At 35.0% G+C, this 24,384-nt stretch carries 25 protein-coding genes, 1 tRNA gene, 1 other RNA gene and 2 pseudogenes; 13 read left to right on the top strand and 16 right to left on the bottom strand.

The features are described 5' to 3' along the window. Positions 1-115: 115 nt before the first annotated feature. Entirely contained in the window at positions 116-292 is a 177-nt protein-coding gene (locus ONI09_RS02480; protein ID WP_265014317.1) for a hypothetical protein, read from the bottom strand. 34 nt (positions 293-326) lie between these two features. Here ONI09_RS02480 and ONI09_RS07080 point away from each other — a divergent pair. Beyond that, a pseudogene (locus ONI09_RS07080) lies at positions 327-1,253 on the top strand (IS5 family transposase). Between the two features lie 106 nt (positions 1,254-1,359). On the opposite strand, the gene ONI09_RS02495 reads toward ONI09_RS07080, so the two are convergent. The 7 genes from ONI09_RS02495 to ONI09_RS02525 all read right to left on the bottom strand — a co-directional run bounded on the left by ONI09_RS02495 (position 1,360) and on the right by ONI09_RS02525 (position 9,158). Continuing rightward, positions 1,360-1,446: transfer RNA gene (locus ONI09_RS02495), tRNA-Ser, on the bottom strand. Between the two features lie 32 nt (positions 1,447-1,478). After that, positions 1,479-2,285 carry a DUF2163 domain-containing protein gene (locus tag ONI09_RS02500; RefSeq protein WP_265014319.1) on the bottom strand — a complete coding sequence of 269 codons (807 nt, stop codon included), beginning with the start codon at positions 2,283-2,285 and terminating at the stop codon, positions 1,479-1,481. A 436-nt stretch (positions 2,286-2,721) separates the two neighbouring features. Continuing rightward, positions 2,722-4,665: a WD0745 family porin gene (locus ONI09_RS02505; protein ID WP_265014320.1), complete on the bottom strand. Its 1,944-nt coding sequence runs from the start codon at positions 4,663-4,665 to the stop codon at positions 2,722-2,724. Between the two features lie 206 nt (positions 4,666-4,871). After that, positions 4,872-5,693, bottom strand: a complete 822-nt coding sequence (locus tag ONI09_RS02510) for a 3'-5' exonuclease (RefSeq protein ID WP_012673253.1) — start codon at positions 5,691-5,693, stop codon at positions 4,872-4,874. After that, entirely contained in the window at positions 5,686-6,570 is an 885-nt protein-coding gene (era, locus tag ONI09_RS02515; RefSeq protein WP_010082484.1) for a GTPase Era, read from the bottom strand. The genes ONI09_RS02510 and era overlap by 8 nt, the downstream gene beginning before the upstream one ends. Positions 6,571-6,736: 166 nt before the next feature. Continuing rightward, the gene (cydB, locus tag ONI09_RS02520; protein WP_213863016.1) at positions 6,737-7,759 is read right to left on the bottom strand and encodes a cytochrome d ubiquinol oxidase subunit II; all 1,023 of its coding nucleotides are present in this window, start codon (positions 7,757-7,759) and stop codon (positions 6,737-6,739) included. Next, complete coding sequence (locus tag ONI09_RS02525) at positions 7,752-9,158, bottom strand: cytochrome ubiquinol oxidase subunit I (protein ID WP_265014321.1); 1,407 nt, start codon at positions 9,156-9,158, stop codon at positions 7,752-7,754. The genes cydB and ONI09_RS02525 overlap by 8 nt, the downstream gene beginning before the upstream one ends. 228 nt (positions 9,159-9,386) lie before the next feature. On the opposite strand from ONI09_RS02525, the gene ONI09_RS02530 reads away from it, so the two are divergent. Both ONI09_RS02530 and ONI09_RS02535 read left to right on the top strand, forming a co-directional pair. Continuing rightward, entirely contained in the window at positions 9,387-9,608 is a 222-nt protein-coding gene (locus tag ONI09_RS02530) for a hypothetical protein (protein WP_182366392.1), read from the top strand. A gap of 277 nt (positions 9,609-9,885) precedes the next feature. Then, positions 9,886-10,038, top strand: coding sequence for a hypothetical protein (locus ONI09_RS02535; RefSeq protein WP_265014322.1), 153 nt, complete (start codon positions 9,886-9,888; stop codon positions 10,036-10,038). A 354-nt stretch (positions 10,039-10,392) separates the two neighbouring features. On the opposite strand, the gene ONI09_RS02540 is transcribed toward ONI09_RS02535, so the two are convergent. Continuing rightward, positions 10,393-10,518, bottom strand: a complete 126-nt coding sequence (locus ONI09_RS02540) for a hypothetical protein (protein ID WP_265014323.1) — start codon at positions 10,516-10,518, stop codon at positions 10,393-10,395. A gap of 627 nt (positions 10,519-11,145) precedes the next feature. On the opposite strand from ONI09_RS02540, the gene ONI09_RS02545 reads away from it, so the two are divergent. Together ONI09_RS02545 and ONI09_RS02550 are read left to right on the top strand one after the other, a co-directional pair. Continuing rightward, on the top strand, positions 11,146-11,766 hold the full coding sequence (locus ONI09_RS02545; RefSeq protein ID WP_010082437.1) for a superoxide dismutase: 621 nt from the start codon (positions 11,146-11,148) through the stop codon (positions 11,764-11,766). Beyond that, a complete protein-coding gene (locus ONI09_RS02550) occupies positions 11,763-13,034 on the top strand; it encodes a M16 family metallopeptidase (RefSeq protein WP_265014324.1) in 1,272 nt (423 codons plus the stop codon). The genes ONI09_RS02545 and ONI09_RS02550 overlap by 4 nt, the downstream gene beginning before the upstream one ends. A gap of 6 nt (positions 13,035-13,040) precedes the next feature. On the opposite strand, the gene ONI09_RS02555 is transcribed toward ONI09_RS02550, so the two are convergent. The 3 genes from ONI09_RS02555 to nuoE form a co-directional block, all read right to left on the bottom strand. Continuing rightward, positions 13,041-13,358, bottom strand: a complete 318-nt coding sequence (locus ONI09_RS02555; RefSeq protein ID WP_265014325.1) for a WD_0736 family protein — start codon at positions 13,356-13,358, stop codon at positions 13,041-13,043. A gap of 191 nt (positions 13,359-13,549) precedes the next feature. Beyond that, positions 13,550-14,764 (bottom strand): tRNA guanosine(34) transglycosylase Tgt, encoded by a 1,215-nt coding sequence (tgt, locus tag ONI09_RS02560; RefSeq protein WP_010082445.1) that lies wholly within the window; start codon positions 14,762-14,764, stop codon positions 13,550-13,552. After that, the gene (gene nuoE / locus ONI09_RS02565; RefSeq protein ID WP_265014326.1) at positions 14,765-15,265 is read right to left on the bottom strand and encodes an NADH-quinone oxidoreductase subunit NuoE; all 501 of its coding nucleotides are present in this window, start codon (positions 15,263-15,265) and stop codon (positions 14,765-14,767) included. Between the two features lie 224 nt (positions 15,266-15,489). Here nuoE and ONI09_RS02570 point away from each other — a divergent pair, with 224 nt between their 5' ends. From ONI09_RS02570 to rnpB, 4 genes are all read left to right on the top strand, one after another. After that, a complete protein-coding gene (locus tag ONI09_RS02570) occupies positions 15,490-15,861 on the top strand; it encodes a hypothetical protein (protein WP_265014327.1) in 372 nt (123 codons plus the stop codon). 78 nt (positions 15,862-15,939) lie between these two features. Beyond that, a complete protein-coding gene (locus tag ONI09_RS02575; protein ID WP_265014328.1) occupies positions 15,940-16,302 on the top strand; it encodes a hypothetical protein in 363 nt (120 codons plus the stop codon). 48 nt (positions 16,303-16,350) lie between these two features. Further along, on the top strand, positions 16,351-17,592 hold the full coding sequence (locus tag ONI09_RS02580) for a hypothetical protein (protein WP_265014329.1): 1,242 nt from the start codon (positions 16,351-16,353) through the stop codon (positions 17,590-17,592). Positions 17,593-17,749: 157 nt separating this feature from the next. Then, positions 17,750-18,099: RNase P RNA component class A (rnpB, locus tag ONI09_RS02585), an RNA gene on the top strand. 51 nt (positions 18,100-18,150) lie between these two features. Here the strand turns inward: rnpB and ONI09_RS02590 are convergent. Continuing rightward, a complete protein-coding gene (locus tag ONI09_RS02590; protein ID WP_096616586.1) occupies positions 18,151-18,921 on the bottom strand; it encodes a response regulator transcription factor in 771 nt (256 codons plus the stop codon). 325 nt (positions 18,922-19,246) lie between these two features. Here ONI09_RS02590 and ONI09_RS02595 point away from each other — a divergent pair, with 325 nt between their 5' ends. From ONI09_RS02595 to ONI09_RS02610, 4 genes and pseudogenes are all read left to right on the top strand, one after another. Further along, complete coding sequence (locus tag ONI09_RS02595) at positions 19,247-20,230, top strand: NAD(P)H-dependent glycerol-3-phosphate dehydrogenase (protein WP_265014330.1); 984 nt, start codon at positions 19,247-19,249, stop codon at positions 20,228-20,230. A 19-nt stretch (positions 20,231-20,249) separates the two neighbouring features. After that, complete coding sequence (locus tag ONI09_RS02600; protein WP_006279290.1) at positions 20,250-20,732, top strand: phosphatidylglycerophosphatase A family protein; 483 nt, start codon at positions 20,250-20,252, stop codon at positions 20,730-20,732. Further along, positions 20,722-21,502 (top strand): annotated as a pseudogene (locus tag ONI09_RS02605) (GNAT family N-acetyltransferase). The gene ONI09_RS02600 and the pseudogene ONI09_RS02605 overlap by 11 nt, the downstream one beginning before the upstream one ends. A 42-nt stretch (positions 21,503-21,544) precedes the next feature. After that, on the top strand, positions 21,545-22,681 hold the full coding sequence (locus tag ONI09_RS02610; protein ID WP_265014331.1) for a hypothetical protein: 1,137 nt from the start codon (positions 21,545-21,547) through the stop codon (positions 22,679-22,681). A gap of 3 nt (positions 22,682-22,684) precedes the next feature. Here ONI09_RS02610 and ONI09_RS02615 read toward each other — a convergent pair whose 3' ends face one another. The 3 genes from ONI09_RS02615 to ONI09_RS02625 form a co-directional block, all read right to left on the bottom strand. Further along, the gene (locus ONI09_RS02615) at positions 22,685-23,473 is read right to left on the bottom strand and encodes a succinate dehydrogenase iron-sulfur subunit (protein WP_264378091.1); all 789 of its coding nucleotides are present in this window, start codon (positions 23,471-23,473) and stop codon (positions 22,685-22,687) included. Positions 23,474-23,559: 86 nt separating this feature from the next. After that, positions 23,560-24,012 carry an rRNA maturation RNase YbeY gene (ybeY, locus tag ONI09_RS02620; RefSeq protein WP_253303271.1) on the bottom strand — a complete coding sequence of 151 codons (453 nt, stop codon included), beginning with the start codon at positions 24,010-24,012 and terminating at the stop codon, positions 23,560-23,562. Then, positions 24,006-24,341 carry a WPE palindromic element domain-containing protein gene (locus ONI09_RS02625; protein WP_265014332.1) on the bottom strand — a complete coding sequence of 112 codons (336 nt, stop codon included), beginning with the start codon at positions 24,339-24,341 and terminating at the stop codon, positions 24,006-24,008. Before ONI09_RS02625 ends, ybeY begins: the two co-directional genes overlap by 7 nt. Positions 24,342-24,384: the final 43 nt, after the last annotated feature.

Below are 24,384 nucleotides of genomic sequence, written 5' to 3' on the forward strand. Positions count from 1 at the left end.
CTTAAGAACCTTAATTACAACGGAAATGTTCTTGCTGCATGTTAAAAACGTTGATTTATGAACGAAATATTATATTATTATGTGAGATAATGTATACTCTTAGAGGTAGTACACCTCATCCACTATGCGGCAACGTGCATAGCTGTACGAACATTGAGATATAAAAGTAATTTATACCAAGAAGAAAGATGTCATCCAAATAGCCTCTTTTCCTGTCATCCCAGTGCTTGACACTGGGATGGCTCTGTTGCATCGCAACTGAAAAAATCTGGTGGCTACTGACAAAATTCATTATAAAATAGCCATTTAACCGCTTAAGGAAAAATATGCCACAAAAAATGAGAGTTAGTAACTGCCATGAATATAACAAATTTCTAGAAAAAAGAGGAAATATTTTTCGTTACATCGATAAAGCTATCGAAAATTGGTATGGAAATAGTCCAAAAATGCAGGGCGGCAACTATATTTATAGTGATAAAGTTGTGATTTTAGTGCATATAATCGTTAATCTTTTTAGAATTGGCTTAAGACAAACAGTCGGGTTTATAAAAGGATATTTGCAACAAATAGGAAGAGATTTGGCAGTTATCAGCTATTCGCAAGCTTCAAAAAAAACTTAATATTAAGATCAATGATTGCAGAATTGATAAAAATAATATGGAAGATATCGAAATTGCCATAGATAGCACAAGTATCAGCATTTATAACAACACACAGCAAGGAAAATAGCGCTGACAGAAAATATCGTGGCTATGAACAGACAAGAAAATTGCATGTAATGTTGAATATAAACAGCAAAAAAGCCATAGCTGCAGAATACAGTAACGGTCTGATCACTATGGAGCTTGCGATTTACTTAAAGGAGTTAATTTTCAGCATGCCATAAAAGCACTATATGCAGACAGAGCATATGACAGACATAAACTCTATAAATTGTGTGATGAATGCGGCATAAAGACAAAAATTCCTCCAAAAAAACAATGCAGCAGAGCATCCAAAGTATGGCAGAGAGAAATGCTGCAATTAGACTAATAAAGTCATACAGCGAAGATGGAATGAAGAGGTGGAAAAGGCAAACAAACTACGGAAAAAGATCTTATGTAGAAAGTTTTTTCTCGCGACTGAAACAAACATTCGGGTTTAATTTTCGGAACAAATCTGAAATTAATCGTGGGAAGGAACTGCTACTCAAGTGTTATTTGCTTAATCAATTTACTGACATTGGTATGGCTAAATTTGAAATGGCTACATGAATTTATCGTAAATTACCACCGCATAGTTGTAGCATTGTACCATATTACAATGTTCGTACAGTTGTGTGCGCGACCGGGGGTTTTATACTATTCTAGAAGTAACATACGGAAAAGGGGGGATTCGAACCCCCGACATATTTTCATATGTGCACGCTTTCCAAGCGTGTGCTTTAGACCACTCAGCCACCTTTCCATGCTTATATCATAATATTGAAAATTGTACTGCTAAACAATATAAAAACCTGGTATATAGGGTTCACCACGAAAATTCACAGTATTGTTAAACTTGCTTCTGCAAGTTGGAAATATTTTATCGCAACCTGCGAGTATTGAATATTTATCTCCAGCAAAAATTTGGTATGGAGGCGAAGTAAACAACGTAACTACTTTATTTTTATATTCTTTTACTACACCTTCAAACGCTATTGAGCCAAAGAATTTTACTACTCCGTGCTTATAATATTCATCACTCTCAGTTAAATTCGTGTCTTCAAATCTTCTTTCATCTATTACTTTAGTGATTGTACTTATTTTACTAAATTTTTTAGTATCGGCTTTACATTTATCATCGCAAAATTGTGCTCTGCATGCAGGAGAGTATAATTCTGCTATGCTTCTCTCAAGCTTTGCTGAGAGCCCTCTAATTTCAGCAATAAATCTTCCACTACTTAATGTCACTTTACCAAAAATTCCTGAATGTAGATTCATTGTTCCCTGGGTCAAGTCTTTATAATTCACAAGAAATATCTCAATATTTGCAAAGTCGTACTTTCCTGATAAAACATCTTTTTCTTTGATATCAACACTATTTAATATTCCCTCAATTTCCAAATTATCAGTCTTTAAATCGCTGTTTAATATTATACTACTGGCTGTAAATCCACTTGAAGATTTATAGAGTATATTATCAATATTTAAGTCTTCATCATAGTCAGTGAATCCCATTACTTCTCCACCTGCGAGCTTTAATTTCCAGCACGTAGCAGTGGTAAGTAATTCTCCAGCTAAATGATTTTTTAGTGTGGTTTGCATAGGGGCCTCCTGCTTAATTGATTAAATTTGAAAGTAGCTATATGGCCAGTAGAATAAGGGCAGTGTGTTCTTTTCTCATCATCTAAGTAGCCATAAAGCGTTATTCCGGTGACCATAGGGTGTCATTCCAGTGCTTGACACTGGAATCCAGGAAATTTTGCTTGTAAGTAAGCAAACTGATTTGGTGAGCATAAAAAGTGGCTGATCTTATGCTGAATAAACGCTTTTGATGAAGTTGCATGGAAAGCTGGATCCCAGTGTCTGGGCACTGGGATGACATCCTTCTTGGTGGAGTGTCCTCAAATCACAATGTTCGTACAGTTGTGTGTCACGCACTGGGATGACAGGAGAGAGGACACCATATGTTTATTTGATCGACAAATAAACACTAACAGACAAGAATACACCACAGTTAACTGTGGTGTGTACTGGCTGGTTAGAAAGAAAACTTCACACCAGTAAGAAGGAGAATTCCTTGGTTAGAAGGTACATCAGCATCAGACTCATCTTTCAGCTTACCTGTTTCGTTAGTCATAAAATAATGGAGAGCTGCGTAAGGAACAAATTTGTTCTTACTGCATGCAGGAGACAGATCATATTGAACGCCAAGTGCACCATCATGAAGCATATCTTTGTCATTCATTCTGCTGCCAAAATACGTCAAACTTGTGTAGATATTCTCATGTTGATACCCAGCTCCTACAGTCCAATACATGGTATCTATACTATCTTTACCAAATTGAGCTTTCAGCCCTTCCACTCTTTTGCCATCAGTAGCATCTTTACTATCAATTTCCGTATAGGTATCACCAATTAATTTTTTAATACCCTTCGGTTGACCAGATTTGCCCAAGTATGCAAAAGAGGCAGCAAACTTTACGCCTTGATCTTCATTAATCTTATAATCAGCGCTTACACCAAAATTAACACCCATCAGGTCATTATACTCCACAAATTCCTTATAAAGATGCTTATCTTTACTTGGTTGCTTTGGAAAGCCATATTCACCAACTGCAGAAGTTTTAACTTTTATGTTATGTTTATCAAAGTCATATTCATATGATGCACCAGCACTTACTATGTGCTCATAGTCTGGGCCGACATGCTTTATCGTTTCCTTATGTTCTATCTTACCGCCTTTATCTTCTGAAACTGTTTCTTTTACAGTAAACAAACCACTATCATAACGAGGTGAGTAGCTGATACCAAATCTTGCGCCCATATAATTTGGTGAGTAGTAAGCAACTCTAAATGGCAGTGTAGTCATAACGCCTTTGTTATATTTCCCTGCCATACGGAAAGAGAATTTTTCACTTTCACTCGAAAAACTTTCAGTGTAAAGACGTGGTGTTACATAAAATGGAAAGCTAGCAGCGCTTCCTTCTAAGTTCACTTTTCTGAACCAGTCACTATCTGCAGCTCCGTCAACAGTCGCAATTCTTGTTGCATCAAGCCTCATCAGAGCCTCAGGACCAAATTGGTAACCAAGCTTCACGTCACCATATTTTGAGTTAACAAACACATGCGCACTTCTGCCTTTTGCAGCATAAACACCCTGTGAAGCTCCCTTACCTTCGGTCACTGGAACATGAAACTGCACGTCAGCACCATAAAGAAGACCTAAATCTTCATTCTTATTTTCTGCTCTGAGGTGCAATATTGCATCAGCAATCATACCCATATCGTTGCTGTAATCACCAATATTTCCTATTCCTTCATAGAATATTGGATTTGCTCCTTTTGTTATATCTGGAGTGGCATTATAATACTCTGTAGATCTGTTTGGCATAACGTTATAACGTTTATAATTTGCGCCACTTGGTCCAGCTTTGCCATAACCTTGAGCATCAACAACACCACCAAAAGTTATTCTTAAATTACTTTGCCCTTGATTGGTATCGATAATATCAACTCTACCAACTGAAGCAACAGGACTTGCCTTACCTTTTTCCTCTGTATTTTTGTTAACAACTTTTATGTCCTTCTTTACATCTTTAGCTTCAACTTTAGCATTCTTAGTTTTAGAACGCTTAGTTTTTGAAACTTTACCTTTTTCTATATTAGAATTCTTAGCGTTTAGAGCTTTCGCTTTTGAATCCTCTATAAGCTTTGCTTTTTTCTCATTTGCTAGCCTGATCTCCTCTTTTTTCTTAAGCTCTTCAGCTTTTTTTCTTGGATCAGCATTACATATTCTGTCCATCTTTTCTTTCAGTTTTTTATTTGATGTTTTCATAACTTCTGTTTTTCCAGAAGTTTTTGTGCTCTCTTGCTTTTTTATTTCCTTCATACTCTCATAAGGAAAGTCAGCTGCAAAACTGCTGAAAGAACATAAAGTTAATAAAGAAACTAGAGCAGTTCTAGTATACATAGACTTTTTCATGAAGTGCCCCCAAAAAATTTCGAAATCATATCTTAAATGTAGATAGTATAAAAATGTTGAAAATTCAACTTAAAGCAACCTTATAACGAAAATAAAAGTAAAATGCAATACCTTAAAGCAACTTTCTTAATATGCTCAACGTGTATATTAACCAAAATTTAGTACAGAGGTTCGCTTGTTAGTGCATTATAACTCGACTATTTATTCTATGGAAGTAAAATTTTTCCACCACAAGTTATTTGCCATTCTTCTTTAAATTTCTTTAGGTATTCTTTTTTTTCGCACTCTAAAAGTAGCTCTTCCACACTTTTGTTGTAGCTTTCAGTAGTAATCCTTCCCTGATGATGCATGAACCTTAAGTAAATCAAATAAGTGTTAATTACATCTGTTTCACAATAATCTCGAATCTCTTGTATCTTGCCGCTATCGTATAAGCCCATAACTTGTGACCCATCAACTCCAATCTTACCAGGAAGATTAAATGCTGCACAAACTTCGTTCATTTTTACTCTCGCAGAAGCTCCAAAATCAGAGAGGGATTCAAGCAAATCACAATGCCAATCACTGCTATATCTCTGATTGTAACTATTCCACTTATCGCCAGCTTTATGAAAATATTCTGCTTGAATGCCATGGACCATAGCACGATACTTCAGCACTGGTATATCAAAAGTGCGTCCGTTGAACGAAACTAATCTTGGCTTTTTCTCTGATATGTAGTTAAAAAATCCTTTCACTAGCTCCTTTTCACTGGAATTTAGTGTGCCTCCAGATCTTATTTCTTGCAGTGTGAACACCTCATAACCACTCTGGTAGCTTATATTGCAAAGTAAAAAACTAATAACTACAACAAGGTGAAAAGGCTGACGCAGAAAAGAGTTTTGCCCGTTTGTTATTTCAAGATGATATTTTGTTAATGCATCCCTCTTCTCTTCTACACTACTATCATCACTAATATTGAGTAAATTTTTGCAGGAATTTACATCTGGTATAGTTTCAATATCAAATACCAATAAAGAATTAAGCATTGCCTATGTACTCCTCCGGACGGTCGATCCAAGGTCGCACTTTCACAAATAAAAAGAGGTGTACCTTGCACTCAAATAATTTTTCTAGTTCAGCACGCGCTTCGATATTAATTTTTTTAATATTACTGCCATCTTTTCCTAGCACTATTTTTTTATGACTATCTTTCAACACAAATATGATCTGTTTGATGACTAAACTCTTATCTTTTTTTTCCTCAAATTGTTCAGTTATAACAGCTGTAGAGTATGGCAATTCTTCACGCAAGTTCAAGAATAATTTTTCTCTCGTAATTTCTGCTGATAAAAAATTTGTCGAGGAATCGGTTATTTGATCTTCTTCATAAAACCATGGGCTCACCGATGCAACTTCAGACAAGTAATTCATCAAATCAGAAAGTCCATCATTCTTTAATGCTGATATCATAAAAACCTTTTCAAATTTATAAAGCAAATTCAGATGCTCATGCGCCATCTTTAATTCAGGCCTTTTTACCAAATCAGTTTTATTGATAACCAAAATGCATCTGCCTTTTGTGCGCTGCAGCCGCATAAATATAGTCTTAATTCTTTCTATATTTTTCAAATAATTGCTTACATCAACAAGCAACAAAGTGATGTCACTATCCTTAACTGCCGACCATGCAGATTTGACTAAAGCTTTTTCAAGTTTTGTTTCTGCTGAGAAAATTCCTGGGGAGTCAGTAAAGACAATTTGTGTGTTGTTGCATGTTGCAACACCCCTTATTTGCGTCCTTGTTGTTTGCACTTTAGGGGTGACAATTGCAATTTTCTTGCCTATGATGCTGTTAATTAATGTAGACTTCCCAGCATTTGGTAAGCCAGCTATCGTTACAAATAAGCATTTTTGTTCTTTCACAAAGAAAATTATAAAGAAAACTGAATGTCAGCGTCAAGCTACTTATATGACAAGAAGTCAGAAAATCCATAGGAGGATTTGCTAATGAAGGCTCTTAAGTTGACGCCATTGCCAGAACGACTGCTTGATTTAAGGGTAACGTTTTAACCATAAGGTCACTAACTCCTTAATATGTGTGTTCATAATTTGATTTTCCACGAAAGACATAATAGCAATAACCAGTGTAAGTTAAAATGATTGGTAAAAGCGGTATTATAACAATGAGCATTAAAGATAAACTTGGCCCAGAAGCAGCTGCATCCAGAATGGTATATTGAAAAGGTATAATCCATGGGTAGATACTAATTCCTAAACCTAAATACCCCATAAAAAAAATAGCAATACTGAGAAAGAATGGACGGTACTCCCGTTTAGTATTCTGAAGATCAAACCACAGCATGAAAAATAGCCAAGATGTGAGTAATGGAATAGAAAATAAATAATAAAAATTTGGCATACTAAACCAAAAGTTTTTAATACGTTCATTTAAAAATGGTGTCACTACACTCACTAATCCCATGAAAATACCTACAAAACCAAGCGTATAAGAAGCAACCTTGCGTGCCCATTCTTGTGTTATATTTTCTGTCTTCATTATGAGCCATGTAGAACCTAAAAGTGCATATCCAAATATCACAGCAACGCCTGTCATTACACTAAAAGCACTTGCCCAATCAAATTGGCCACCAGAAAAGTTGCGTCCGTTTACTTCTACACCATGTATAAATGCGCCTAAAATCATGCCCTGGCAAAATGCAGCACCAAGTGACCCAAAATGAAAGGCATAATCCCATAATTGCCTGTATTTTCCTTCTGCCTTAAAACGAAACTCAAAGGATACTCCGCGCACTATAAGGCCAAGCAGCATAATAATGATTGGAATATAAAAAGCAGGCATTAATATTGAATATGCAAGAGGAAAAGCAGCAAACAACCCTCCACCACCTAGTACCAACCATGTTTCGTTTCCATCCCAAAATGGTGCAATTGAGCTTATCATGTGATCACGGCATTTATCTGACGGTGCAAAAGGAAGTAAAATACCAATACCTAAATCAAACCCATCCATTAAAATATACAGTAAAACAGCTATGGCAATTAGTAATCCCCAGATTAGGGGTAAATTAATTAAGGAAGAAAAATCAAACATGATTGTTGCCCTTTCCAGATGTACCAGCATCAATCACTGAAGCTCCAATACCGTGTTTATAAAATTGCTCTTCTTCTTTAATGACAGGAATTCCTTTGTATATAAGTTTCAGGATATAGTAACTGCCTGCTCCAAATATAAGGGTATACATAACGATAAATGCAATCAAAGACCATGCAACCTGAGGACCGGTAATCGCAGATGAAAATGATTCAATTGTGCGCATAATTCCATATACAGTGTAAGGTTGACGGCCAATTTCAGTAGTAAACCAACCTGCAAGTAACGCTATGAACCCAGACGGCATCATTGATATCCACCATCCATGTAAGAAACAACTTTGGAATAATTTGCCACGAAGATACTGTATAACACTTACTGACCCAATTATGATCATTAAAATTCCAACTCCAACCATTATACGGAAGGACCAGAATACCCATACTACAGGTGGTCTATCTTCTTTTTTCCATTCCTTTAATCCTTTTACTTCTCCTAAAAAATCATGTGTTAAGATCAAGCTGGCAAGATTAGGAATTTTTATCTCGTAGTGATTAATTTCATTTTGCTGATCCGGATAAGCAAATAAAAGTAAGCCAGCCCCTTTTTCGGTTTTCCATATACCTTCGATTGCAGCAATCTTAGCAGGTTGATGCTTTAGTGTATTTAATCCATGCCTATCTCCCATGAACAGCTGAAATGGTGCAGCTAAAGCTACCATAATGGTTGCCATACCAAGCATAATTCTTGCTTGAGGAGCATGTCGTTTTCTCCAAAGATAAAATGCTCCTACACCACCAACCACAAAAGCTGTTGTAAGATAGGCTGCTGTTACCATATGAATAAAGCGATAAGGGAAAGAAGGATTAAAAATAATCTCTAACCAATTGGTTGGATATAGGAGACCATTCTCACCAATCGTGAATCCAGCGGGTGTTTGCATCCAACTGTTGGCCGCAATAATCCAAAAAGCTGAAATAAGCGTTCCCACTGCAACAATACAAGTAGAAGCAAAGTGCATACGAGAACTTACTCTATTCCATCCAAATAGCATAATACTCAAAAAAGATGCCTCCAGAAAAAAGGCTGTTAAAACCTCAAAGGAAAATAGAGGGCCGAGAACATTGGCTATGCGGTCAGAAAAAATCGACCAATTGGTACCAAGTTGATATGACATTACAACTCCAGATACCACTCCCATGCCAAAAGCAACGGCAAAAATCTTGATCCAGAATTTATAAACATCACGGAAACGTGTATCACCAGTCTTAAGCCAACACCATTCCAAAAAGGCTAGAAAACTTGCAAGCCCGATCGTGAAAGCAGGAAATATAATGTGAAAGCCTATTGTGAAGGCAAACTGAATTCGAGCTAGCAGCACAGAACTAAATTCAAACATTTTATCCAATACCCATGTATTACAAATAATAGCTAAATCTACCTATAATTCAATCCATTTTTTCAAAAAATATTTTAACAAGATACCATGTCAATTAGTGACCTTGCCCAGAAAAAGTAGAGAAAAAGTTAAGACGTTTTTGTCATGAGAATAAATTGTGCAGGAATGCAACTGTTCTTGCTTGTCATACCGTCACGGTATCTCCAGATCCCGCTAACAAGTAGCTGGATGACGGTTGTTAGGCTAGCTGTCATCCAAGTAGCTGACACTGGTTCCTTTATGACGGCAGTGCCCCTATGGTGTCATTCCAGTGTCCCTATGATGTCATCCCAGTGCTTGACACTGGGATGGCTTTGTTGCATCGCTACTTATGAAAGGCTAACTATAGTTAGGATTATAAGCAACCTATTGAAAATCTTGTTTTTTTGCAATCAATCTGATCAAATTTAAGAATAGTAATTTGTTATTTATATTAATAAATTTAATTCTATTGAAAATAGCTAAAGCATTGAAATTCTTGAATTTTAGCCAGATTAGTGAGTGGTAGTGAAATTTCTTTTACTCAAATTTAGGTATTCACTGACCGTTCTTGTTATAAATACCAGAATAATAAGCTACTGATATTCCCTATCTTTTTTATCTTTAATCCATCATAGCTAGCGATGCAACAAAGCCCACTGGGATCCAGGAATTTTATTAAGTTGGTAAGCATAAAAGTAGCCGTTTTATGTTAAAACACAACGTTCTTGATGAAATTACGGCAAGGCTGGATCCCAGTGGGCTTTGTTGCATCGCTACTTATGAAAGGCTAACTATAGTTAGGATTATAAGCAACCTATTGAAAATCTTGTTTTTTTGCAATCAATCTGATCAAATTTAAGAATAGTAATTTGTTATTTATATTAATAAATTTAATTCTATTGAAAATAGCTAAAGCATTGAAATTCTTGAATTTTAGCCGGATTGGTAAATGGTAGTGAAATTTCTTTTACTCAAATTTAGGTATTCATTGACCGTTCTTGTTATAAATACCAGAATAATAAGCTACTGATATTCACTATCTTTTTTATCTTTAATCCATCATAGCTAGCGATGCAACAAAGCCATCCCAGTGTCAAGCACTGGGATGACACCCTTTTTGGGTCCTCTAAGTAGCCTATATAGTGTCATCCAAGTAGCTGACACTGGGATCTAGCAAGCTTTGCTTGCAAATAAGTCTAATACGCGTCGCGTTTTATGCCAAAACACAATTGGAGTTACATGCAAAATAGATCCCAGTGTCAGCTACTTGGATGACAAAAAAAGGAGCACTGGGATGAAACCATTTGTTGTGTTTAACAAAGTTCGTACTTAGCTTCATGTTAGCTACAAATATTAAGAAATTTACCAAATAAAAAAAAGGCAAAAGAAGCCCTGGGGTTATTATCCGCTTTAAAATATTGGCGTTTTTTATGTTTTAAACGCTTGACAAGCAAGATTAAGCTGCTTTTAATTGCAACTAACTTACGCTGCAAATGTTTAAGAAATTTACTAAGCAGAAAAAAAGACAAAGAATCCCCGAGTTAGCTAGTCTTTTACTATCTCTGTCGAGTATTGGCATTTTTTGATGTCTTGTAACGCTTTATAAGCGCGTTCAGCTTATTTAGATAAAAATCTAGATGTAGATGAAGTTTTGTAAAGACATACAGTATCTATATACTGCAAAAAATTGAACATAAGACGCCGATACATTAAGTAATCCTTACCTTTTAATCTGCAGATTGGCGAAAGCAAATACAATAGCTTCAGTTTCATGATAAGGGGGCTGGCGAAGGGTGTCAAGTAACTTTTGCATTTAATCCATTTCTATGGCTTATATAATAATCGTTATTGTAGTATAATTTAGAATAATGCAATAGATACCTAAATGTTTTAGCTATTAATTATATGTTGCATAAAAGCATATATTGCCCTACCATCCAAGTAGGTCAAAAATAAAGAGGTTGGCATGAGTTTTACTTTACCTGAATTACCATATGATAAAACAGCTTTGGAGCCTTACATATCTGCAAAAACTTTGGATTTTCATTATGATAAGCACCATAAAGGATATTTAAATAAACTCAATGAGCTAGTTGAAAATACGGATTATCAACATGTAAAAATTGAGGAATTAATAACAAAAGTGCATGGTAATAGCGGCAACTTGCCTATATTTAATAACGCAGCACAAGTTTGGAATCACACTTTTTATTGGAATTCAATGAAAAAAAATGGTGGTGGTAAGCCTAAAGATGGTAGTCTTCTAGCAAAAAAAATTCAAGACGATATCGGTGGCTTTGATAAATTTTATGAAGAATTTTCGAGTCATGGAGTAAGCCAATTTGGCAGTGGATGGGTATGGTTAGTGCTCGAAAAAGGTAGGTTAGGAAAGCTCAAAATCACCAAAACTCCAAATGCAGATTTGCCAATAATTTATGGCCAAGTGCCACTACTCACTATGGATGTGTGGGAGCACGCCTATTATTTAGATTGTCAAAACCGTAGAATTGACTACATAAAAGTTTTCCTTGATCATTTGATTAATTGGGATTTTGCAGAAGAGAACTTAGAAGAATATATGAGATGAATATACCCCGGGTAACAAAATTAGATAATGGTCTGCGCATAATAACTGAGCAGGTGCGTGATATTGATTCCGTAGCTTTAAGCGTACGAGTTGGTGTTGGCAGTAGAGCAGAAAGTGCAAAGCAAAATGGAATATCCCATTTTTTAGAACACATGGCTTTCAAAGGGACGAAGACAAGAACTGCCTTTGAAATTGCAAAAGCTTTTGATGACATAGGTGGAGTTTTCAACGCTAGCACCGGTAGGGAAAGCACCACCTATTATGCAAAAGTCCTCAAGAAAGACATAAAAACTGGTATTGATATATTAATAGATATATTGATGAATTCCACGTTTCCAGAAGATGAATTGGAACGTGAGAAGGGTGTTGTAATACAAGAGATTTTTCAAACTAATGATTCACCAAGTGACATTATTTTTGACAAATATTTTGAGGCAGCTTATAAAGACCAACCATTTGGTAGGTCAATCTTAGGCACGCAAAATACTGTAAAATCTTTTACTCGAGGAGATCTAGATAATTACATAAATGAGCATTACTTTGGTGAGAATATGCTATTTGCCGTTGCAGGAAAGGTTGAGCATGAAGAAGTTGTTGCATTAACCAAAGATTTTCTCTCAAAGATTCATTCTAAAAAGCTGAAAAAAAGCCAAAATGCGAGCTGTACTGGTGGTGAGTATTTAGAACATCGTAAATTAGATCAGGTACACTTGCTAATTGGTCTACCTAGTGTTTCTCGCCATGACGATAAATATCACACGTTTCAAGTGCTTGATTCTATATTAGGGAGCGGAATGTCATCACGTTTATTCCAGGAAGTAAGGGAAAAGCAGGGATTAGCTTACTCTGTTTATTCATTTAATTCCAGCTATACTAATACAGGAATGTTTTCCATTTTTGCTGGTACAGACAGTAGTAACTTAGATAAGCTTTTAAGATCTATAACGACAGAGTTGAAGAAGTTGTCTACAGATGATCTGAAGGAAGAAGAAGTAAATAGAGTGAAAGAGCGAGTAAAATCCCAAATTTTAATGTCACGCGAAAGTGTTAGCTCACGTGCTGAAACATTGGGACACTACTACGGTAACTATAATAGGTACATCAGTAAAAATGAATTAATAGAAAAAATTAGTGTAGTTACCACTGCTAACGTAAAAAAAGCAGCAGAAGAATTGTTATCTCAGCATGAAAAAACCACTCTAGCTGCAATTGGAGAAATTGAATCATTGCCAAGTTACGATAAAGTGGTTTCTATGCTTAAAGCTTAGTGTACTTTAATTATGTTGCTTAAGCTCACTAAAAAGTTCAATGAACGGTTGCAAAATCCTTTCTATAAAAAGTTTGCTTTCTGGTTCATCGCGTATATTACTTATCAGTTTACTCAAAGTTTTCTCACTGTTTCGTAAAAATAAATAGCTTTCTACTGCTTGCACGCCAGACAAGACAGTCAAAATTCCTCCTATCACTAGACAAGCAGCTATAGCAGGTACGGTAACCACTGCAATTGCAGTTGCGATTAATGATAACCCAGCTAAGAATGTAACGGCTGAAACGCAAAACGCTATTTGATGTTTTTCTTTATTGTTAACCATAAATACCCCACAAAAACTATATTTTTAACATACCAGTGTTGTCATGTATTGTCAAGTTTTTAAAGAAGATTAAAAAATGCAACGCACATGTGCAAAAAACGCTAACTATGGATTAGCCAAGGAAGAAAGAGTAGGAAGAGGAAGGCTTTTTCTGTTTTAGGGAATATAAAATAAGCGTAGAAAAATATGAACTAGGTGTATAATTCACAGTGTAGTGGTGTCTCACTAATCCAATTATTTTTCTCCCGATCTAGCCTATCATCTAATATAGCCTGCCTTATTGATGCCATTAACTTATTCATAAAGAAAATATTATGAATGGTAACGAGCGTGTAAGCCAGGAGCTCTTTAGCTTTCAGTAAATGGTGTATATAAGCTCTTGAATGTTTTCTGCAGGTAAAACATAAACAGTCACTTTCAATTGGGTTGTTGTCCAGCTCAAATCGTTGATTCCGCAAATTAATATGCTCTTTGCACTTTGAAGAAATAGAATTTCTGTTTTTTACTTTAACAAGTGCGCCACCATGCCTTGCTAAGCGGGTTGGATGCACGCAATCAAACGTGTCAATTCCAAGCTCTACTCCGCGAAAGATGTCCACAATTCCACCAATACCAAGCAAATGAGTAGGCCTGTCTTTTTTCAGGTGGTCCATAGTGAAAGAAACTACATCATGCATCTGCTCTTTACTTTGACCAAGTGATCCACCTATTGCTTGACCAAAAAATGGCAAATCGTTGATAAAATCACAACTTTCTCTACGTAAATCTTGATACACTCCGCCTTGACTAATTCCATACAGTGCCTGCTTGCCATTATTGTTTTTTTCAAATTCATTTAAAGAACGTTCAGCCCATCTGTGGCTCATGAGCATTGATTTTGCTGTGTATTCTTTGCTTACGTGAAATGGAGTGCATTCATCTAAAACTAGGATTAAATCTGCACCTAATTTCTGTTGAATTTGTACAGATTTTTCAGGAGTTAAGCAATAAATTTTACCATTAATGTAAGAACGGAAAATTGCCCCATCCTCATTAATTTTGATCAAAGTTTTTTGTTTTTTTCTTATTCCTTTTATCTCTTCCGAAACTGATCCGTGGCCTAAGCTAAATATCTGATATCCACCTGAGTCAGTTAGCATTGGCCCATTCCATCCTATCATCTTGCGCAAACCACCAAGTTTTGCAACAGTATTCTCTCCTGGTTGAAGCATTAGGTGATAGGTGTTGGAAAGTATGATTTGGGTACCAGCTTCACTTATTCTTTCAATATCTGCAGCTTTAATTGCAGCTTTTGTTGCGCAGAATATAAAAGCGGGGGTTTCTACGCTTCCATTTGGAGTTTTAATTGTTCCAACTCTTGCAGAACCTGATTGCTTGATTCTCTTGAATGAAAATTCTTCTTTCATCTATTTGCCTGAAAGTTCTGTTATGATGTTTTCTACTTTCTCAGGAGTAAGATTTTCATAGAAGTCATTATTGATCTGCACAACGGGAGCATTAACGCATGCACCTAGGCATTCAACTTCTTTTAAAGTGAACAAATTATCTTTAGTAGTCTCACCGATATTGATTCCAAGTTTTTTTTTAAAGGTATTTAAAACTTCTTCACTATTGCACAACCAGCAAGGAGTTGTTATACAAATTTGTATTAGATATTTGCCTACTGGTTTTAAATTATACATGGTGTAAAAATTTGCCACTTCATATACACGAATATGTGGAATATGCAGCATATCAGCAACATAACGCATAGCAGATTCAGAAACCCATCCGCATTGCTCTTGAACCAGATATAGTAAAGGCATAACAGCACTACCTTCTCTACCTTTGGGATACTTCTCTATAAACTTTCCCGCTTTCTTGAGGTTTTCTGATGTAAAACTAAACTGCTCTTCTTTTTCTATCATTCATGAGACTCGTGTAAACTTTAACAGATTATACCTGTAGAACCAATGATTGCAATTGTTGGTTTTTTGAGAAATAGCATAAAGCTTCTTAGCCCTCTTCAAGCTTATATTTACCTTTTAGTATAAAATATTATATTAATTTTTTAATTTTAGTTAAAATTTTCATTGACATTAACACACAGGAGTAATCATAATAGCATTTTATTAATATTTTAAATAAAATTATGTCTATATTAAGAAGATTGCTCGGGATCAACTCAAATACACCGGAAATTAAAGAAGCGATAGGTTTTAATCCAACAAACGTAGAATTAATTGAGGGGAATGGAGTTGCTTACGGACTCAGCTATCAAGATAATGGTAATGGGAGCAGTAAAGTAAAATTACTTATTAGTCCATTATATCAATCAAAAACATACGAATGTGGTACAAATATCAGCGTAGCAAATGAATTCAAAGATCAATTATCTCTCACGTTAATAGAAGATTCAGCTGAAATAGATAAAGTTGGAGTTATCTTTCCTGAAGAAGGAATTAGCGAAGAAGGAGAAAAATGCGTTAAAGGCTTATCTTTTAACACTTACGGAATTAAATAATCAGTTAATACTCCTTCAGTTGAACATTTAGATAAAAGAAAATTACAAAAGAATATTGATAATAATAGTCTTGCAAATGTGGGCAATAGTTACTTTCAACCAAGAGCAGTGAAAGTTGGTAATGGTGACGTAATTGTAATCGCCCATAACTTAAAGGATCAAACTTTAGTTTCTTGGTACTTAAAGTCAAGCGAGAGCGGAAAATTTAAGGTATTGACTGGAGAAAAAGGTGTTACAGAAAGAAAATTGTTCAATTTTGATAATCAGGGGCAATTGGCATTAAATGGAAACACGATGCTTTATTCGCAAGTGAGCAAAAGGATTACTAAGGAAAATCAAGAGGTGAGAAAAACACGTATTTTTAAATTTGATATGGCTAAAGTGATTCAGGGTCTGAAGGATGGAGTTAATGGCTTTTTACTTGGTAATCGAAAAGGTTAAATAGATAATAAAGCACTATCTCTTTCTAGAGAACATGAAATAAGCTTTTTGCAGTATGTTGAACAAACGGAAGGAAATGATCTAGTTGCTTTTCTTGAAAATGACCAATCAGCTAATGAGCAGAGGTTACATATAGCAACTCTACTTAAAAATGGATCAGTGTCAGATTTTCCTATCTATCAATTTACAGATCCTATAGAGCAATTATATATTAAAGGCAACGGTCAGGGTGGTTTTATCGTAACTGCGGTAAGTGGAGAAAATATTGTAACTTTTAATCAAAACGGCTCTGGAAAATCTTCTGAAGCAACAATAATACCGGCAAATAGCATCAAAACTCTCAGTGATTTTGTTAATATCATTAACGGTCGATTAATGCCAGATATTATTTCTAGTAGTACCGTGGCTCCTATAACTGTTGCAGAAACGGTTGTGACTTCTAAGAAAACGCCGACTGCTGCAATTACTAGCACAGCAGAAACCGACGCTGTGAAGACTACTAAATTGACAACGGAAGCCGTTGCACCTACTTCTACAATAAGTAAACCTTCAACGGAGTCAACGACAGTAGCAAAAACAACTACTACTTCACAAGCGACCACGGTTGCTACAACGTCAACTAGTGTGCCGACAGTAACTTCAGGGACTGAGACAAGTACTGTAAAACCTACAGCAGCGACTGGTGTGTCGACTTCTACGATGAGTAAACCTTCAACAGAGTCAACGACTCAAACAAGTACAGTAACAGTGAAGCCAACAACAGAAGCCGTTGCACCTACTTCTACAACGAATAAACCTTCAACAGAGTCAACGACTCAAACAAGCACAGTAACAGTGGAACCAACTGCGCCAATAACAAGCTCAGAGAAAACTACACAAACAGTATTTAGTATACCAAGTACTAGAACAAAAGAGTCAACAACTCCTATATTCACCACGACTTTACTTCCTCAGTCTACTTCTTCACCACAACCTACTCAACTTGCTATAGGGTCTAATAAGGCAGGAATGATAGGGGGATCTTTGGTTGGAGCAATAGGTATTGTTGGAATTATAGGATTCATAGCATATAGATATGTTAAGGGTCGTAATGCTGCTCCTGTATTAGAACTAACTGATTTGGGTTATAGAAGGCGATCATCTTCAAGTAGCGATGAAGAAATTTTTACCACTGGTAACAGAATGCGAACTATATATCAATCTGAAACAGTGCTAAATAGTATATCAGTAGAAAGTAGTAGTCGATCAAGAAGTAGCTCATCGTCTTCAAGCGGTGGACCAGGCTCTTGACTAACTGAAGCGGAGTCTAAAAGTGAAAAAAGCTTATCTTGGGATAGTGATGATGTGCCGGAATATCACCTTTAGCTATTTGTCTAAATGTTTTTAATATGTAGACTGTTAGGAAATTGTCTTTTGCTTTTGTGATTTTCATGTTAAAGTATAATTCCTAGGTGAAATAAGTAGCTGCTGTTGTGTGATAAACATAGCAGAGGAAAGTCCGGGCTCCAAGGAAAAATAGTGACGGGTAATGCCCGCCGGAGGTAACTCCAGTTATAGGGCTACAGAGAATTACCGCCTAAAATATTCTTAGGTAAGGGTGAAAAGGTGTGGTAAGAGCACACCATGGCAATGGCAACATTGGTAGTCGAGTAACCAACACTAGGAGCAAGATTAAATAGAAGTAGATTTTATGTTTTCCTCATATCTACTCGGGTAAATCGCATGCGGTAAATGGTAACATTTACTCCAGATAAATAGCTACATAAACAGAACTCGGCTTATATTTCACCTAGGCGTTCACATGATACGTGCGATATAAGCCATGCTATATTTAAATGTATAGGCATTTCATGCGTTGTCCTTCACTTGTTCTGCTTGATAGCCATCACTACTTTCGCCTACATTAACATTAGAATATTCTTCATCATCAATATACTCTTTCAGAACATACCCTCTGCCCCAAACGGTTTCTATGTGGCTTTTTCCATCATTTGCACTTTCAAGTTTCTTACGTAATTTGCACATAAAAACATCAACTATCTTGTTATCTGAAGGTTCATCTAAGCCATTGTAAAGATGATTTAAGAACATTTCTTTTGTTAATACTGTTCCTTTACGCAGTGCTAGCAATTCTATCATAGAATACTCTTTATTAGTAAGGTGAACCGTTTTACCTTTCACCTCAACAATCCTGTGATCAAAATTGATATTTATATTACCAATCTTTATCACCGATTCAGGATGGCCTTTAGTACGACGCACTATGGCCTTAATTCGAGCTAATAACTCACTTTTATGAAATGGTTTGGTTAAGTAATCATCGGCACCATACCCGAGTCCTTTAGCTTTGTGATTGACAGCGGATATACATGAAAGTATTAAGACAGGAACTTTGATTTTTGCACTTCTTAGTCTTAGCAATATATCATATCCGTCAATATCACCAGGCAAGTGTATATCTAAAATAACTAGGTCATAGTAATCTCCGTTTGAGGAAACCATATTATTGTTATAATCTTGTGCAGAAGTAACAACGTCACAGAAATGTCCATCAGAAGTTAAGGCGTTAACCACAGTCTTTGCACTTACTTGATCATCTTCAATTAATAATATACGCATATTTTACACCCCATAAATAATTTATAATTTTAGTAATATATATAACTAAGGAAAGTAATAAATCAAATTTTTATTAACAAATGATCAAAATTACACTTATTAATTAATAGTAAATATATTGTTCCAAAGTTATATAAATAGATCTAAAATATAATAGACATACCATGATAGTAATAATATTTTTAGTAAATATTGAATTAAAGTTACTATTATTAAAAGAATACTTCGGTTAATAAATATTTAACTATTCTATATGTCTGTATTATATTTTTAATTTACTTATCCTACTATTTTAAAGTATAAGTAATATTTTCAGGAATATCGTGTGGCAATATCAATTTTAGGTGCTGGTGCATGGGGTACAGCAATCGCAATTTCATTAGGTAGTAAGAAAGATGTGATTTTGTGGACTCGCAATGAAACTACATTTGAATCAATCAACGGGAAAAGAGAAAGTGACAAGCTACCCGGTTGTCGAATTTCTGATAATGTGTCAGTAAAATTGGCTATTGAAGACACAATTAATGCTTCAGTAACAATCCTCGCTGTTCCCACTCAGTCTCTGAGGAAGGTATGTCAGCAATTGCATAATTGTAATCTGAAAAAAGATGTAGCAATAATTTTAGCTTGTAAGGGAATAGAAAAGTCTACATTAAAATTACCTAGTGAAATAGTAAATGAAATTTTACCTAACAATCCTATTGCTATTTTTTCAGGTCCTAGCTTTGCTGTAGAAGTTGCAAGAAAATTACCCTATTCAATGGTTCTTGCATGCCAAAATAACACATTAGGTTCAAAGCTAGTATCAGAGCTGCAACAAGAAAATGTTAAATTGAAGTTTAGTAACGACATTACAGGAGTACAGATTTGTGCAGCGTTAAAGAACGTTTTTGCTATAGCGTGTGGGATTGTTTTAGGTAGTAAACTTGGGTTTAATGCTCATGCAGCATTGATTACGAAAAGTATGAGCGAAATTAAGGCTTTATACTCAGCAAAAATTGGTGACGGTAGTGTGGATATAAATACACTACTTGGGCCAGCATGTCTGGGTGACCTAATTATGACATGCACATCCTTGAATTCAAGAAACTTATCTTTTGGGTTTAAAATAGGTAATAGTGACAATGGCTTTAATGTTCAGCAGATTTTGTCAGAAGGCAAGTCAGTGATTGAAGGTTTTAGCACTGCTGAGTCCATATTTAATTTAGCAGGAAAGCTAAAGATAAAAATGCCTATATGTGAAGCGGTCTATGGATTATTGTATGAAAGCGCCTCTATAGAGGATACTATTTCTGTTCTTATAAGTTAATTTTGTATTTCGATATATTGTGAAATTTTTATATAAATTAATATCAACGTGGTGGCTGTCTGGAACAGTAAAAAAAATGCCAGGTACTGTGGGTAGTTTGGCTTCTTTTCCGCTTGTTCCTGTAATCCTGAGCAACAAAATTTTAGGTGCAGCAATTATTTCTTTTTTATTCTTAATTGGATTATGGTCTACAGGTAATTATATAAAACATTACAAGACTTCATGTGATCCAAAAGAGGTAGTAATTGACGAAGTGGTTGGTCAATTGCTGACGATACTTTTAGTTTCGATATTGTTAAGCCAAGAGATGAATTGTTCTTCATTGTTGTTGTGCTTTTTTTCTTTTAGGTTTTTTGATATAATAAAAACGTGGCCTATAAATTTAATCGATAAAAATACCAAAGGTCCTTTAGGTATTATGCTAGATGACGTTATAGCTGCAATTTTAGCCTGTGTTCTTATAGGAGCCTTTTATTGTTTATTGTTGGTGTATGCAGGATAAAAAAATTTATTATTCAAGCTTAATTGTTCAAAATCTAAAGGATTATATACTGTACACAGCGAATTTATCTGAGTGGGAAGTACACGATGAATTTGATAACATCATATTTACAATAAATGGTACCAGGGAGTCATTATTTAATTTTGTGTTCTGTGGAGATCAATGTACCGAGCTTTCTATACAAAAAACTCTAGATTATCTCAGAACAAGAGATATAGAAGCAACATGGGTAATAAATTCACATATGAAAATAAGAGATATTTTAGAAAAGTGTGAAATAAAACACGTTAGCACACCAAAAAAAGCTTTACTTAATATGAAAAATTACTTTTTACCTGCTGATGTTATTCCAAACTTGAGGTTAAATGCTGTGAATGGTAGCAACCTCTTAGAACAGTTAGATCTACACACTTCTAAAATTTTTTATCATGGCGTTGGAATTGTCAGCACATTTTTTCGCGGATTATCAAATTATGATGATAAGAACTCAAGATTAAGATTTTTTCTTGTAACACTAAATAATGAAATTATTGGGACATGCGGTCTTTATGTTCAAGGCAGCGTAGCTGGTTTTTATAGTGATGGAGTTTTACCAATTTACAGGAATCGTGGAATAGGTACCCAAATGGTTTTAGAAAGAATAAAGATAGCTAAACAGCTTGAATGCAAATATATAGTAGCACATTGTATGAAATCTTCTGTGAACCTTTATAAGAGATTGGGCTTTCTAAATGTTAGGCAATCTTTACTTATATACCTCTTCAGCATAATTCTGAGCGGTTACAAATTTTTACATTTGTTTTAAAAGTGCTATGTTTTTTTTGTATGAAGTGGTTTTAATATTGATTCTAATATTATTCTTTCTCTCTTATTCTAAATTAAAAATTAGTAATAAGATTAAGAACTTACAGCATCAAAATGTTATCATAAATAATTTAATTGATACTGTGAATGATGGGTTTTATATTTGGGATGCAAAAAAACGTATAGAAAAGTTCTCTCCCAATTTACTAATTTTGCTTAATACTGTTTTTTACTCATTTAATGAGTTTTTGAATTTTTTTGAGCAATCAGAAAGCTTAATCAAAAATTTTGTTGAGGCAAAGGAAATAAATAAATCTTTCACTCTAGATTTAAAGTCAAAAGACAGTGAGGTTTATTGCATATGTTACGGTAGAAGCATAATAGATGATTCTAACAATGTGATAGGTGTGCTGTTATGGATAAGGAATGTCTCAGACTGTAAGATAAAGGCTAACGGACTTGAGTTAGAAAATAGTAAGCTTACACAGGAAGTGGAGAGCTATAAAAACGTTTTCAACTCTTTACCATTTCCAATACTAAGATATAACAAGAGTAGAAAGGTGGAATTTTATAACTTATTTTATGATAAATATGTAGATGGTTCTAAGAAATTTGCTATTACCGGTAGCGCTCATAGCACAAAACCAGGAAGACATGTCATAACTTATAAGAACGAACCTAAGGTTTTCGATTTTGTTAAAATTCCAATACAAGGTTCTGGTAGCATAGTAATGTATGGGAAAGATGTTAGTGATGCAGAGAAATTATATACTGAATTAAACAGTTATTTAGCTACACAGAAAAATTTGCTTGAGAGGTTACCGGTTGCTATAGTAATGTATAGTAAGAATCAAAAGCTAAAATTTTATAATAATGCTTTTATAAAAACCTTTCAATTTGACCCAAAATTTTTGGCATCTTACCCAACTTATCATGAAGTTATGCTTTACCTCTGCGAATCTAAAAAGCTTTTAGAAAAAGAGGATTTTCAAACTATTAGTAATCAAAGACATGAGTTGTTCAAAAAATTATTTGAATCGTATGATGATACGATGCATTTCACGAATGGAAAAGCGTTCAGGGTATTAACAATACCCTACGCTTCGGAAGGTTTGCTGTTCTCTTACGAAGAATGCAAAAGATAATACTTAAACTCCTTCTCTCTCTACCATGAGCTGTTTTACTTTCGCTATTGCTCTTGCTGGATTAAGTCCTTTAGGACAAGTTTTTGTGCAATTCATTATTGTATGACAACGATACAACTTGAATGGGTCGTTTAAAACATCAAGTCTTTCACCTGTCTTATTATCACGGCTGTCAGCAATCCATCTGTAAGCTTGTAATAGTATTGCTGGTCCTAAAAATTTATCACTATTCCACCAGTAGCTTGGGCAACCAGTCGAACAGCAAGCACATAATATACAGTCGGACAAGCCATCTAATTTTTTTCTATCTTCAGAAGATTGAGAGTATTCTTTATTTGGTAGGGCAGGCTTATCTGCTTGTAACCAAGGTTTAATTGATTTGTATTGCTCATAAAATTGGCTCAAATCCGAGACTAGGTCCTTTATTACATACATGTGAGGTAATGGATATATTTTTACGTCACCTTTTATATCATGTATAGATCTAGTACATGCAAGAGTATTGGTTCCATCAATATTCATGGCACAAGATCCACATATGCCTTCTCTACAAGAACGTCTGAAAGTTAAAGTCGAATCTATTTCATCCTTTATTTTTATTAATGCATCAAGTACCATAGGGCCACAATTATCCATATCAATAAAAAATGTGTCTATCCTAGGGTTTTTCTCGTCATCAGCAGACCAACGGTAAATTTGAAATCTTCTGATGTTTTTTGCTCTAGCAGGAATAGGATAAATTTTGCCCTTTTGATTAATTTTAGAATTCTTTGGCAAAGAAAACTGAACCATATCACTTACCTTTTATTGTTTATAGCTAAAACCCTTTGTAGATAACATATTTTATTATCATCTACTATATTTTTATTAAATTCCTTTTAAATCGTGCACATATTGTAGCCAAGCGAAGCTAAAATCTCTCTTTCTAGATTTTTCATTATAATTTCTTCATCTTTTTTTTGGTGATCATAACCAAGTAAATGCAGTAATCCATGCACTAACATGTGTGCAATGTGAGCAAGAATGGGTATACAATACTCATGCGATTCTCTTTTTATTGTGTCTATTGAAATTGCTATGTCTCCTAAATCGCACTCATTAGACAATTGTTCATACGGAAATGATAGTACGTTAGTTGGCTTATCCATTTCTCTAAATTTTAAATTAAGTTGATGTAGCAAGTCATCATCAGCCAGAGCTATTGATATATTTGGTTTATAGTGGTCTATTTTTAATTCTTTTAGAGAAGCATTGATGACACCTAATACAAAATTTTTAGGATTTTCTATAATGCTGCACCATTTCTTGTCAAGAATATTTACTTCTAACATGAGTGACACATCAGTAAGGGTGTCATGCAAATAGCTGACACTGGAATCCAAAAAAGAAGAGTTATAGACCCTTGTGTCATGTACACAACTGTACGAATATTGTACACTAGAAGGATGTCATCCCAGTACCTAGACACTGGAATCCGGGAATTTTGATTAGACATCAAGTTAGTGAATATAAAAGTAGCTAATCTTATATTAAAACACAACGGCTTTAATGTGGTTGCATTAAGGCTGGATTCCAGTGTCAAGCACTGGAATGACACCTTTGTGTTTGATGCAAAATCGGCTATAACGTTTAATGCACTACCTTCGAGACAAATATTCATACAGCTGTGCGTTGTGTGCTGAGATGACATCATTTAGGAACTG

The sequence above is a fragment of the Wolbachia endosymbiont of Drosophila pseudotakahashii genome (genome assembly GCF_026015925.1).
Lineage (GTDB): Bacteria > Pseudomonadota > Alphaproteobacteria > Rickettsiales > Anaplasmataceae > Wolbachia > Wolbachia pipientis.

Bases quoted from the DNA above. Each gene is read 5' to 3' on its own strand.
- ONI09_RS02590 (WP_096616586.1), bottom strand. From the start codon at position 18,921: ATGCGTATATTATTAATTGAAGATGATCAAGTAAGTGCAAAGACTGTG.
- ONI09_RS02525 (WP_265014321.1), bottom strand. From the start codon at position 9,158: ATGTTTGAATTTAGTTCTGTGCTGCTAGCTCGAATTCAGTTTGCCTTC.
- cydB (WP_213863016.1), bottom strand. From the start codon at position 7,759: ATGTTTGATTTTTCTTCCTTAATTAATTTACCCCTAATCTGGGGATTA.
- ONI09_RS02555 (WP_265014325.1), bottom strand. From the start codon at position 13,358: ATGGTTAACAATAAAGAAAAACATCAAATAGCGTTTTGCGTTTCAGCC.
- ONI09_RS02540 (WP_265014323.1), bottom strand. From the start codon at position 10,518: ATGAAGCTAAGTACGAACTTTGTTAAACACAACAAATGGTTTCATCCC.
- ONI09_RS02500 (WP_265014319.1), bottom strand. From the start codon at position 2,285: ATGCAAACCACACTAAAAAATCATTTAGCTGGAGAATTACTTACCACT.
- tgt (WP_010082445.1), bottom strand. From the start codon at position 14,764: ATGAAAGAAGAATTTTCATTCAAGAGAATCAAGCAATCAGGTTCTGCA.
- ONI09_RS02610 (WP_265014331.1), top strand. From the start codon at position 21,545: ATGTTTTTTTTGTATGAAGTGGTTTTAATATTGATTCTAATATTATTC.
- ONI09_RS02570 (WP_265014327.1), top strand. From the start codon at position 15,490: ATGTCTATATTAAGAAGATTGCTCGGGATCAACTCAAATACACCGGAA.
- ONI09_RS02625 (WP_265014332.1), bottom strand. From the start codon at position 24,341: ATGAATATTTGTCTCGAAGGTAGTGCATTAAACGTTATAGCCGATTTT.
- ONI09_RS02505 (WP_265014320.1), bottom strand. From the start codon at position 4,665: ATGAAAAAGTCTATGTATACTAGAACTGCTCTAGTTTCTTTATTAACT.
- ybeY (WP_253303271.1), bottom strand. From the start codon at position 24,012: ATGTTAGAAGTAAATATTCTTGACAAGAAATGGTGCAGCATTATAGAA.
- ONI09_RS02510 (WP_012673253.1), bottom strand. From the start codon at position 5,693: ATGCTTAATTCTTTATTGGTATTTGATATTGAAACTATACCAGATGTA.
- ONI09_RS02480 (WP_265014317.1), bottom strand. From the start codon at position 292: ATGAATTTTGTCAGTAGCCACCAGATTTTTTCAGTTGCGATGCAACAG.
- nuoE (WP_265014326.1), bottom strand. From the start codon at position 15,265: ATGATAGAAAAAGAAGAGCAGTTTAGTTTTACATCAGAAAACCTCAAG.
- ONI09_RS02535 (WP_265014322.1), top strand. From the start codon at position 9,886: ATGTTAAAACACAACGTTCTTGATGAAATTACGGCAAGGCTGGATCCC.
- ONI09_RS02615 (WP_264378091.1), bottom strand. From the start codon at position 23,473: ATGGTTCAGTTTTCTTTGCCAAAGAATTCTAAAATTAATCAAAAGGGC.
- ONI09_RS02550 (WP_265014324.1), top strand. From the start codon at position 11,763: ATGAATATACCCCGGGTAACAAAATTAGATAATGGTCTGCGCATAATA.
- ONI09_RS02530 (WP_182366392.1), top strand. From the start codon at position 9,387: ATGACGGTTGTTAGGCTAGCTGTCATCCAAGTAGCTGACACTGGTTCC.
- ONI09_RS02545 (WP_010082437.1), top strand. From the start codon at position 11,146: ATGAGTTTTACTTTACCTGAATTACCATATGATAAAACAGCTTTGGAG.